We start from the raw sequence: 13,161 nt of genomic DNA, 5'->3' as shown, positions 1-13,161 counted from the left end.
ATTTAATCAGGCCCAAGCGCCTTCGGCAATTTTATGTGCCGGTTTTTTTTAATTAATTATGTCAAATCAAAACAACCGCGACGAAAAAGCGTTCAATCAGGCAGCGCTTGATTATCATCGTCAGCAACCCAAAGGAAAAATTGAGGTCATACCCTCGAAACCGCATACTTCACAGCGTGATCTTTCGCTTGCGTACTCTCCAGGTGTGGCGATTCCGTGCCTCGAGATAGAAAAAGACCCAAAGCTTGCTTACGAATATACAGGAAAAGGCAATCTTGTAGCGGTAATTTCGAACGGAACAGCTGTTTTAGGTTTAGGCGACATCGGTGCCGAAGCATCAAAACCTGTGATGGAAGGTAAAGGACTTTTATTTAAAATCTTTGCCGATATCAACGTTTTTGATATTGAAATCGATGAAAAAGATCCTGACAAATTCATTGAGATCGTTAAAGGAATCGCGCCAACTTTTGGTGGAATCAACCTTGAAGATATCAAAGCGCCCGAAGCGTTCTACATTGAGCAACGCCTGAAAGAAGAGCTTACTATTCCCTTGATGCATGATGATCAGCACGGAACCGCGATCATTTCTGCAGCAGCGCTCATCAACGCACTGGAAATTGCCGGCAAAAATATCGGTGACGTTAAAATGGTGGTTAATGGTGCCGGTGCGGCTGCCATCGCCTGTACGAAACTGTATCTGGAACTTGGCCTTAAAAAGGAACATGTGCTGATGTGTGATTCCAAAGGTGTCATCAGCCACACCAGAGAAAATCTTACGCCGGAAAAATTAGATTTTGTTCGCGAAACCGAATTGAAAACCCTTGAAGAAGCTACGCGTGGTGCCGATGTGTTTATCGGGCTCAGCAAAGGTAATGTACTCACGCCGGAGATGCTCTTGTCAATGGCGGACAATCCGGTGGTGTTCGGGTTGGCCAATCCGGATCCGGAGATAGAATACGACCTCGCAATGGCCACACGTCCGGATACCATCATGGCGACAGGCCGAAGCGATTATCCTAACCAGGTGAACAACGTACTTGGATTCCCTTACATCTTCCGTGGTGCGCTGGATGTGCAGGCAACAGGAATTAATGAAGCGATGAAGCTGGCTGCTGTGTATGCCATTGCTGAATTGGCCAAAGAACCTGTACCGGAAGCGGTAATTTTAACGTATAATCTGAAGAGTTTGAATTTCGGACGTGAATATTTTATTCCAAAACCGTTTGATAACAGACTCATTACTAAAGTTTCAATGGCCGTTGCTAAAGCTGCGATGGAAAGCGGAATAGCCGGCAAACCAATCGAAAATTTTGACGATTACGAAACCGCTTTGCTCGACAGGATGGGCCGTGATGAGAAACTGATCCGAATGATGCAAAACCGTGCGAAAGCCAATCCTAAAAGGGTTACGCTCGGCAACGCAGAAGAATATAATGTATTGAAAGCGGCGCAGATCCTCTATGAAGAAGGTATTGCACAGCCAATTCTCTTAGGCGATAAGAAATATATTCAGGAGCAGATGCGGAAATTCGGCATTGAGCTTAATGTTCCCATCGTAGATCCTGCCAGCGATGAGCAGGAAGAAAAGCGCAAAATTTACCGCGATGACTTGTGGAAACTGCGCCAGCGCAAAGGAATGAATGAGTACAAAGCGAAAAAATTTGTGCGTCAGCGAGATTATTTCGGGCCAATGATGTTGAGAAATGGTGATACAGATGCGCTGATTGTTGGTTTTTCGAAAAATTATTCATCGACATTAAGACCTCTTCTGGAGACCATCGGTAAAGTAAAAGGTGTAGATAAAGTTTCGTCGATGATGATGATTCTCACCGAAAAGAAGCCAATTTTCTTCGCTGATGCGTCGATCATTCAGAATCCTACAGCGGAAGATCTTGTAAATATTGCAAAAATGGCTGAAACTGTCGTGAAAAGTTTTGCTATCGAACCGCGCATTGCGATGCTTTCGTTTGAAAACTTCGCAGCGATTTCCGATACCAGCAAAAAGGTGGCAAAAGCCGTTTCAATTCTCCACGAGAAATATCCAAATATGATCGTGGACGGAGAAATTCAGCCTGATTTCGCGATGGATGCGGATCACCTTTCAGATTATCCGTTCTCGAAACTCGGTACTACGCCGGCGAACGTTTTCGTGTTTCCAAATCTTGAAAGTGCGAATCTCTCGTATAAAATCATTCGCGGGATGAAGGTTGCACAGGTAGTAGGCCCAATTCTGATGGGACTTCAGCATCCTGTCCATGTTCTGCAGATGCGCGCGAGCGTCGATGAGATTGTGAATCTGGCTACAATCGCAGTGCTCGATGCACAGCAGCGTCAAGAGCAATAAACATTTAAAATAAAAAAAAACTGCGGGCAGTGTTCGCAGTTTTTTTGTGTAAAAATGCCGGATGCAAGTTGGCTTAATATTTAAATGTGTTCAAAAGTTTGATTTAAAGCTCAGCAATCCTCACAGCACACTTCCGTGATGCCCGTCAACTTGCTTGAGCGGTAAATCCGGTGTTGGCCAAGTAGGTCAGTTAACGGATTTAATGTACTTCGTGTGGCCAGATATTCTTCGATGTATGAGGCCTCTGACCCGCGTTTTGCGCCTTTGTCGAGTTGCCATTTGTTATCCATCGGGAAAATTTCCACCGCTATTGCGCTTATACTGTTGCTGCGCGGCAAACCAAGTGCTTCAAGCTTGTCACCGATTTCGCGTACAGATAATTTCGCTGTGCCCATTCGGTTTCCGTTTTCCTTTATGTATCCACCGTCATTTATTTTAGATTTTTTAGGGTGGTAAGGCATCGGACCGGAATCAATTAAAATATTTCGAAAAGATTCACCATCTGCCTGCATCACCTGTGTATAAAGTGAATACCACAGTGAAGTGTTGGGTGGAAATGCGGTGATATTTTCTCCATTCAAGACTGCGCTTGCGTGTGGCGCGGAAAGTTCCACGTATTTGTTTTTGCCAATTGGCGTTTTTATTTCACTTCGCACGGCGTGGCAAGCCAGTTCAGGTGCGGGATGCTGAACTCCGTTCACCTTCAGCGGTCTGCCATAGCGTCCCTGTGCGGTGGCCCAAACTTCTTTCCGGTGACCAACGCGGATTTCATATGTAAAGAAACCGAAAAGCTCGTCGCTGGCGGAGTGTAGACCGGGTGGCAGTGGCAGCAAATAACGGGTGGCGTTCTCTTCTTCCTCCGGAATCAGTTCCTGCATCACGCCTATTCCGGCAAAATCATTAGTCATTCTCGGAATTATTTCACGGATCTTTTCATCATTAATGTTGAACCGTTGATCTTCGGAAATATTTGAGATAAGTTCCCTGTCTACGCGGCACAGATACGGATCGGGTGAATAGGCAAGTATTCGTGCGTAGTAAGTAGTGCGTGGATTTTCCGGAGCTTTATCAAATTCAAGCCAAAGGTATTTTTGCCTTTCGTCCGAATACCGGTAGTTTTCCCGGTCATATTGGTAAGGTGTAAGCGCCACGCCGGCAGAAACCAGTTTTGGTACCTGATGCGGAATTACCGTTACAGGCAGTTGAATGTTTAAAGTCTCAAATTCATCTGTCACTGTTTCTTCATTTTTAAAGTTGAGCTTAAGGCTGTACTCGGCAAAAAGTTCACGCGGAAAATTCTTTTGATATTTTTTAGGATCTATTGAATCTAAAAACATCACGCGGGTAGTGGTTCTATCAGCATCCTGCAGCATCTGCATGTTTGCCGTATCTTTTAGCTGTACGCTGCCGATTTCCATTAATTCAGTATCCGCGGCATGCACTTTTCGCATTACTGTGATGCTGTCGGGTTCGAATCCCTGCCATGACCAGTCGCGCAGTACGCTGAAATCTACAGCAATGATCCATCGGTTAAAGAGTTCATTTACAGAAGATAGAGTTACAGAGCCACTTTCGGGTGCCAAAGAATGCCGGATTTCATTACTCACCCCAAACTGCACGCGCTGGCCGGGCTCGCCCTGAAGTGTTAAGTTATGTGAACTTAAATCCAATGCTTCCGCTAATCTTTTTAATTCGGGTGCGGTGACATTCACCATGGTTTTGGTGGAGGCAAGTTTTAGCTTGTTATGTTCTGAAACTTCAGGTTTGCTTTCAGGCTGCAGGTAAAATGCCCGCAGGCCGCCTTTGATGGGTGAAAGCAGTTCCGGCTCTTCCTCAGCTGCTTTATACGCGTTCAGAGATAGCGGTGTTCCGGATGCCACGAATTTGGCTGCATAATCGTCATCCGCAAAATCTACGATCGGAATGAAAGTTAGCCTTAAGTGCCGTGATGTCGGCAGTAACAGTTCATCTGCATCTTCGTCGCCTGTATAGTTGTTAAGTAAATCAAGTTGGTGGAAATCCTGGTAAACGATTTTGATACTCGCTGCTAAATCATAGTTTTCCGCGGCAAGATCTTTTGGTAGCGTAAATGTTTTTTCCTGCCACAAAATATAAGCTTCACGGCCGTTTTCCGAAAGCACGTTGTCCATTTCCAATGATTTCACTTCCACTAAAACTTTAAAACTGTTTACGTCAGGATCTGGCAGACCAATTGTCTGCTGAGAACGGTCTGCTGGGTCTGCCGGCACCGAAATTCCATTGATCTTATTTTTAAGAAGCTCACCTGCATCTTCATATTTTCCTGTATACGCCACACTCGGATAGCTGAGGTCTGGTCTTTTTATCCTGAGTATGTTGTCTTCGTCCAAAATATTTTCCAGGACACTGGTATCCCTTACCAGGGACGATGTCTGCATTCGGAAAAATTCATTGATGTTCGATATTTTCACCGCGCCAGCTTTGATATTTCTGCGGAAATGTGCTTGTGCAACAGATTTTTGACCCCCATTCAGCGGCTCGCTTTCAAGCTTTGGTGAACCTCCGGAAATGTCCATGAGGCGTATCCGAACTTCATAATCATGTCCATAGCGAAGCGCTACGGTTTGCGTGGGATCCTGATGGAATGGATGGAAATTTTTTTTAGGCTGAAGGTTTACCGCGTTTGTGCTGGCTAGGCCAGAAACCGCAACACGCGGCTTTTCCAAAAGGTGAATTTCCTGTGCCTCACGGTCCGGAATCACCATGCACTTACCATTCCAGGCGGCAAAATACATAGGCAGCCAAAATCCTTCTTCCATTGTGTTGCCGTGCGAGGACGGATGCACTTCGGTGGGAAGTTCAAAAGGCCTGTTCTGTGCAAAAAGCACTTCGCCATTCTGCATTTTGATATCCTGAGATGCCATCACTCGGTTTTGCGAAAACCAGGTGGAATCTCCAAGTTTCCTTATATCGACTTTATATCCGAAAACGCCGAGCGGCGCATCTATCGGCAAATCTGTAAGTTCATCTTTCTGCCGCAGTTGCCGGTTCCCCCAGATGGTCAGCTGCTCATCATCCCAACCTAATTGCAGACCTAAATCTTTAAGCGGCGGATTAGTGGTATCTGATTCCTGCAGCAAATCCTGGTTTACAGGTTGGTTGGCATGCACGATTTTAGCAAAACCGTCATTGTACAAAATCGCCTCCTGCATCACCGCATCATAGGTTGCATTATTGGCCGCAATTTCCGTAACCGGAAAAAGAACTGGCGCAAAAAGCGTACGGTCGTTTTTCAACGCGGGTAGCCGCGCAGCGTAAATCGCGCAATGCGTTGTTCCAAATTCAGAGCCTGAACCAAATCTGGTGAAAAGCCATCCGCCTTTTTTGAAGACATCACCGGAAACCGGGATGCTGGCTTTGTATATAAGCCCGGCTTTTTCGGCTAGAACTGAATTTCGGAGGATAAACCCAACTAATTTTCCCCACGAGATGTACCGGCGGTCCGTCAGTTCGTCGGTTAGGTGTCTATCTTTGTTTTTAATTATACATTCATAAGAATCGTCTGTTACGGCAAATCTTGTTCGCGAACTCGTAAAATTGAACGAATTGCGGTAGGTTTGGGGCAGGTATTTTTTGATTGCTACATTCTTTGTCGCATATTTCTGCGCTTGCGCGCGTGCCCCTGAATCTTTATTTAATGCTTGGTTTTCACTTATTTGCAGCCCGTCATTAGCTTCCATCTGGGCAATCACTTCATCTATCACCGCTTTTTTATTAACCGGAAGAATGGCTATCTGTGGCGTTTCCGTATGCGTGACGGTGGAAAATAAGGGCAGCCCGTCAAGCTGATTTATTATTTGGGTGTCGAACTGAAAAGTTGCGTCAACAAAAGCCGGTGCGCCGGAGGGCAAAGGGTTCCGAAGGTTGATATTTCTCGGAAGTACTACAATGTTGAAATGAAGCCGGCCTTCACTGAAATGTTGCGGAAAAGTGAGAATGCTATAAATTGGTTCCATGGTAATTGATTTTAATAAAAACTTCAGTTAGCTGATCTGACGTGTTTCTTCCCAGGTTTCAGTGAAGCTGATGTTCACCACAAACGCAATGGAAATATCAAGCGCGAAGGTGCACCTTGCGATACAGTTTGTAGGTCCGCCACCGATTTTTTTCTGAACCTCGCCCGCAGCTTCAATTGAAATAGTGATTGTTACGATGCCACCTAAAATCTCTGCACGACCACGGAAATAGATGAATGCACCTACCACAATATCGCCCGAAATCTTCATGTCTATTCCCACGATAAAAGTGACGGCTACTGAACCAATCACCGGAAGACCTACAGCCAGTTCTACCCCGAAGCCAAATTTAAAATAGAGAGCCGGTGGTGATGATAGGTCTGCTGCCAAACCTACTTCTGCACGTCCAATCGCGTAGATAGTTGCGGCCGCCACACTCACGCACATCACGCGTATATCTGCGCCAAGCTCCAGATACGCACCGACCGACGGCTTTATTTGGTCGATAGTTTTTGGAATTTTAATTGGCTGGTTAAAATAGACACCTACTTTGAAGTACGCGTCCATTTTCAGAGGTGTTGTCGGGGAGTTGTAATTGATGGGATCAAAAGGAAATTTCACCAGTGGAATCTCTTTGTCGGCTTTAAATTTATATTCCCAACTGTCCGCGGAATTACTCATCGCGATTTTCAATGCTTTTTTCACGGCTTCCGACGGCTGCGTAGGATCAAGATTATTCAGGAATTCCAAAATGTCGTAAATCTTCTGCAGGGTTTTGTCAAGTTTAAGCTGAGGTCCGCTTCCAATGACCATTCCGGCATTTTTCTTTTTCGCGTTGCTGAAGTTTCCGGAAATGTACATCAGCGGTGCAAAACCTGCCAGATCAACTGCAATCGTGATGTTATGCATCTGGTTAGCCCATTTTTCGATGGATTTGGAATCTGTAACATAATCGATTATAGATTCATTGGTGTTAGCCCCCTCTTCGTCAATTGCGGTATATTTAATATAAATCCTGAAAGCGTCACCTGGCTCGCCAACGATATCAAAACCGAAATTCGTCGGGACGGTATACTTGAAAACTTTTTGCACGCCATCCGGCAAAAGTGTCATTGTGGTTTTGGCCAGATTATCGATTTTAATAGCATCGGTAAGGTTCGGAAACGGTCCTTTTGAATTCATCAGCCGGAAACAATCAGCTAGCAATGCCGGGTCTGAAGTGTATTTTTCGATTTCACCTTTTGTATACTCAATGGAATTCAGCAGCAATTTCTGTGTATCGGTATTTTGAAGAAAGCCGTAGGTTTTACTAAATGTTGCAGCCGTATTTTTTAATGAATCAGGATAGGCTAAGAATGTTTTTGTGGTATTCAGGCTGAATGGTGCACCGCTGTTTTTCGGCCGAAGGCCGTCTTTTATCAAACCAACGGAGGTTCCGGGCGCCAGATTTTGTACCGAACCCGAATTTTTATCAACATCCACCACACTCCAGCTTCCGTCTGCCGGCAGAACCGGCGATCCTTTTACCGATGCCACGAAGGCAGGCTGGGAAGTATTATCGTTTTGGTAGGATGCGGACATTTCCACGGCTGTTGTTTTAAACTTTTGCAGCGTTTTTTCTACAGGTAAAATAGCGTCAACTCTGCCACTGACCGGGTTTTGGCTTTTATTTAAAATAGCTTTAAGTATACGCGCCGGAACCGGAACTCCCTGTGGTTTGATCTGCAGATAACCTTTGAACTGGGTTCCTGTAATATTTTCGTTTAATGGCTGCAAGTCTACTTCACAGTCAAAATAAACGGCCACAAATTCATAATCAACCTTGCGGCCTGGTGCAGAAGCTAACACAATCGGCACACTTTCATCCAGAAAATATTCGTTGCCCAGCGTGGTGTATTGTCCGCTGATGACGTCCGTATAATCTTCCCGGATGTTTTTCACTTTATACAATCCTTCCACAATTCCCGGATAGATGTCGTAAGGATTATTAAATGCTAAAGTTTCTGTCGCGGTCGGCCACGTAAAACTGAAATCGAAGAGGCCTTCGCTTTGTGCTAACCAGCCACTGTCTTCACGGAAAATCACTGCATTATTGTTGCGCAGGAAGGTGACCGTACGCGTTACGCAGATTCCCCAGGGGTAGATGACGCTCACGGCCTGCACTATTTCGTGTGCCGTACGCCCTTTCATGACGTCAAATTTGGCCTGTGAGATTGACGCGAACTTTACTGCAGGATTTTTCCAGTTGCTGAAGGTACTCGCGCCATAGCCGGAAAAATCGAAATGGGTGAGCGGAACTCCGCGCGGCTTCTGTGGGGTAAATACGCTGTTGAAAATTTCGGTAACGGTTTTTCCCAGTATGCTGATTCCCGGCTGATTGGTGATTGCCTCAAGCTGTTTCGTAAGGCCTTCCATACGCGGCGGCGCTTCAGGATTGGGATCTTTATATGCAGCGATCCTAAACTGTATTCCACCACGAAGTTTTTGGTTTTGGAACTTAAAATCGGGCTGAATAAATTCAAGATGACCGTTGCTGTGCATCGGTTCATTTTTATAAGGATACAGCGTAGCAAACGAATATTTGGCGTTCGGTAGAGTAAACAGCACTTTTCCGACCAGCTGTTGGTTCATCATGCCCGAACCGTTGAGATTGGCTTTGAACTGACGCATATAATCCGCCGGATGAATCCGCACCCAGTGATTATCTGTTTGGCTGAAAACGGTGGGTAAAGTATTCGGGGTTTGGTTTAATATGCCGAGATCCGGATCCGGAACTGGCGGATCACCCGGATTAATTGGTGCTGGTCTTGGGGTGATATTGTTTACAGGTTCCCAACTCACATTCGGTAAGGTGAGTCCCTGCAGAAAACCCATCGGAGCCTGCAGATAATTTCGGTTGACAGTAACTACATTTTCGCCCGTCACCGTTACATCATCACGGTAAAGTTTACGCATCTCCTCACGGTTTTGAAGTGAGAGCGCAACACCCCAATGGTCAGCCTGTGTACTTACGTCAAACAGCATGAAGTTGTTCTGTATTGCCGGAACTCCACGGATAAACGAACGTTCAGCGGTTGCCGAAAAGGCAGTGTTGGTAGGCTCCGCAAATGTATAGTTCATTTTAAACGTAACTTCTGCCAATGCAGTCCTGTCGATGGTATTCCAATTGGTGATGGCCTGCAGAGAACCTACAATCTGATCCCGACCTTGGCGGTCGTTTTTCAGATTGGTTGTGTAAGGGTGTGGCAGCGTGGGAAGTAGCGACAGGATGTAAAAATTGAGAAGCAAAGTAGCTTCGTAGATTTCGTTTTCATCCGTGTATTTGCCAGTCAGATACAGCCCGCTTTCTTTAGTTGTGGTGAAATATGCATTCTGCAGGGCAAACTGATATTTTTCAAGTTTATTATTGGCCTGGTTTGTATTGACAGTTGTATTCTGAAGATTTTCCGTGAGCATATCACTGTCGATGATCAGAATGTTTTTGGCGTTTTTACTCTGAATTTTGCTGTATAGACTTTTTTTTGAGACCGGATGAACCGGCGTATTATCTGCGCGGAGTGGTTTGTCTATAAAAAATTCGGTATCTGCAAAGCTGCTTAAAACATCTCCCATATCGCTCTGGGAGGCAATATTGAGGGTTTTATAATTCATCAGCCGAACATCAAGTGTCATCCGGTCTTTGTTCTCCACAGATTTTTGCCATAACGTGAGATCGTCGCGCAGGTAAGCAAAATCAGCATTTTCAGAGGAGAAATAAATAAGTCCATTCAAAACCATTAAAGTGCAGTTGTTCAGTTGTGCCTCTGAATTTTGGTTTCGAACACCGTCCCATGTCGCAGTGAGGCCTTTCTTTAAACCTAATGAAAGAAAGCCGTTGAACTTCACTTCAATGGATTGGTTATTCTGGAGAACGCGCGTCGGCAAAAGCCACGTTGCAGTTTCGATACGTGCTTGTCCAGAGAGGGAGTACAATTCTGAATCTGATTTCCGAACAGTAAATTTTTCCTGGTTTGGCGTAAGCGTAAGACCTAAATATTTGTGAACCGGATCCCAGGCCAGCGAGTGGTCTGTTGAGGTGAATCCGCATTCCCAATCCAAAGTTTTTACCGTGAAATTTCGGGTTTCCAGCACTAACAGCCTCGCGAAGTTTGTTTTTAAATGCAACCTGTCGGTAGGCAGAAACGTGGAGTTTTTTCCGTCTATTCCCACGGATTCCTCCGGCGGTGAATAGGAATTGTCCAGCATAAAATCAGCATCAAATATCGAGGCACGTGGTACCTGGATGCTATTATTGTCTAAAATATGAGATCCTCCTAAGCCCAGCGTCCCCGAAAGTATCCGTAAGCCGACATAAGTTGTGACCGGCGCGGCAGGATCCAGCAAGTCTGCACGGATCCACACATTTCCTGCAACCAATGTTAATGTACTTGCTCGCGGGTTAGCAGCCAGCAAACGCGGAATTTTAACCGGAATTATGAATGCGGCTCGTGCCTCGCCCGGGAAAAAAACTTTAAAGTCATCTATGAGTTTATAAAGATTGTACAAAATAGGTGGACCGTCCAGCGTGGGGAAGGGACCGAGAATTTTATCGGGAACGGTAAAGACTTGGTTGGCATCGAAGATTTGGTGTGCACCGAAACGCATGGAGTTTTCGGGTAGTTTTTCAATTTCGAACACTGGTTTGGCAGTTGACGCAGCGCGATTTGGGTTCGGAACCGTTATGAAGTCGCGCAGTCGGTTCGTGCTGAACGGTAGCTTGGACGCCCGTATTTCCTGGAAGTTAGTCGGGGAAAGATTTGATTTTTCGATGGTTTCGAGCAGAAACTCAAGATGTTTAGGCTGGTTTTGCTTCGCAGCAGCCAAGTCTAAATCCTGCAACAATAGTGTTGCAGATTTTACAGGATCTGGCATTTTTTTCAGTTTTTGTGGTTAATAGTTTCAGATCGTGGATCTTGGTGCGCGAACGTTGCAAGCCGTTCACCTCACTGCAAGCAGGAACTTGTGGCCGTCATAAAGCATTGATATATAAATTGTTATATATCTTTGAAACAAAGTTAGGTGTTTTAGGTAATACGTTGTAAATATTCCTTTAAGTAGTGCGAAAATTGCGTGAAATCACCTGATCAGAACCTGCTGATTACACCCCAGTGGATTTTAGTATCACCAAATCTGATCGGATTTCCAAACTGGTTTCCGTTTGAGATCTGAAAACTCATCAAACCGATTGGCAGAAAGAAATTAAAACCCAAACCAAAACTGTAGAGTTTAGGTTTTTCAGCGAGGGAACTGTTGTTCAGTCCGCCATATTGCCCGAAAATATCGAAAAAAGCCTGCTCTCCAACCAGATAACGGTATTCGGCAGTGCCGAAATAATAGAAATCTGCGAGCAGTGTATCTTCATTGAAGCCACGAAGCGAATCCCAGCCGCCAAATCGGAGAAGTTCGTTTACAGCTGGTTCTTCTTCCGAATTCATCAGGGCTGTTTCGGCTCGCAAATTCAAATAATGGTTTCCTTTTATAGCAAGATTCCGTTCAGCGGAAAAGAAGAAATTGTTTTGCTGAATGCTTTGTGGATCAGTTGCATATCGTGTACTGATGAGGTCAGCCTCGGCTCTTAGTCGTGTTTTGTACTGAAACAGGGCAATTTCTGTCGGCTCCATGTAATCATACCAAACTCCGACACCTTTTTTATTAAAATCACGCCCACCTACGAACAGCGAATCGGTTACTGCAGAGGTTTCAAAGTTTCCGCGAAGACCTATTTTCTGCCGAATGCCAAGATTCAGATAAATTCCGGGTAAGAATTTAAAGGTGGCAAAAGTAGAATCCTGCCTGAAAACATTCACGTTCAGTGCCATTCCGATGTTCGAACCCGCCACGTAGGGTATATCCGTTTTAAGGTCGAAGGTCTGTCCGCGGTCTGGGTTTCGCTGCCAGAATATGTTTACCGTCTCGAAACTGTTAAACATATTCCGGAAGTTTACATTCAGACTACCATTAAAGCTGAATTTTTCGTTCTTATCATTCCCGAATCCCACGATGCCATCGAATGTATTCGATTTTTTTTTCTGCAGAAACAGGTAAATCTGTGTGGAATCGCGTGTGAAGAGCGTTTGTGGTGGTTTTTCGAGGACTACAAAAGGATGGTTTTGAAGTGTTTGGTTCAGTTTTGAAAGATTTTTATCATCGTAGACCTGACCTTTGAAATCGCGCTCGATGTTTTTAATAAACCGTTTCGGTACCTTCTCATATCCGCGTACCACAATGGCGTCCAGCTTTCGGCGTTCGCCTTCAGCCACACTTAATTCAAGTTGTGGCTCTCCGTTTTGCAGACCCAAGAATTTCGTCTTCACCCTGTTGAATGCGAAACCGCGCAAACGGTAGTTTTCGCTGACGGCCTTTTTTAATGAATCTACGTTTTGCGAGTACAGTTCGCGCGGTAAATTTAGATTTAATGCGACCTCCTCCGTTAATTTTATGTGACCTTCATTGAAATTTTTCCCTTTATCGTAGAAAATCTCGATGGTTTTCTCTGATGCTTTCACACTTTTCAGTTCGGTCAGATAAAAGTTGTTCTGTGAAAGCGAATCCAGGAATTTCGCCGCAGTGGCAGAATCTTTCACCACTTTCCGCTGTCCGTTCGCAACATCGGTAAGCCAATACTCTTTCTGCTGCGACCAGAGCGAAACGCAACAAAACAGGGCTATAAGCGCGGCAATATATTTCAATAGTAAAGACTTTGGAATTCTGAACTCAATATACGCAAGAATATTTTGTTTAATGTTAACTTTAAACTGCAATTGCATGGTTGTGTCCATATTT

4 protein-coding genes are annotated in these 13,161 nt (G+C 44.9%); 1 reads left to right on the top strand and 3 read right to left on the bottom strand.

What is annotated here, in order from left to right:
• Positions 1 to 58 precede the first annotated feature (58 nt).
• Positions 59 to 2,344 (top strand): NADP-dependent malic enzyme, encoded by a 2,286-nt coding sequence (locus QEP06_RS05535; RefSeq protein ID WP_285269423.1) that lies wholly within the window; start codon positions 59 to 61, stop codon positions 2,342 to 2,344.
• Positions 2,345 to 2,454: 110 nt separating this feature from the next.
• On the opposite strand, the gene QEP06_RS05530 is transcribed toward QEP06_RS05535, so the two are convergent.
• The 3 genes from QEP06_RS05530 to QEP06_RS05520 form a co-directional block, all read right to left on the bottom strand.
• Positions 2,455 to 6,339, bottom strand: a complete 3,885-nt coding sequence (locus QEP06_RS05530) for a hypothetical protein (protein WP_285269422.1) — start codon at positions 6,337 to 6,339, stop codon at positions 2,455 to 2,457.
• 27 nt (positions 6,340 to 6,366) lie between these two features.
• Positions 6,367 to 11,250, bottom strand: coding sequence for a hypothetical protein (locus QEP06_RS05525; RefSeq protein ID WP_285269421.1), 4,884 nt, complete (start codon positions 11,248 to 11,250; stop codon positions 6,367 to 6,369).
• A gap of 212 nt (positions 11,251 to 11,462) precedes the next feature.
• On the bottom strand, positions 11,463 to 13,157 hold the full coding sequence (locus QEP06_RS05520) for a BamA/TamA family outer membrane protein (RefSeq protein ID WP_285269420.1): 1,695 nt from the start codon (positions 13,155 to 13,157) through the stop codon (positions 11,463 to 11,465).
• Positions 13,158 to 13,161: the final 4 nt, after the last annotated feature.

Origin of the sequence: Kaistella rhinocerotis (assembly GCF_030243905.1) — a bacterium.
Taxonomy (GTDB): Bacteria; Bacteroidota; Bacteroidia; order Flavobacteriales; family Weeksellaceae; genus Kaistella; species Kaistella rhinocerotis.
Note: the sequence above shows the minus strand (reverse complement) of the source record. Positions and strands in the feature narration are given on the sequence as shown.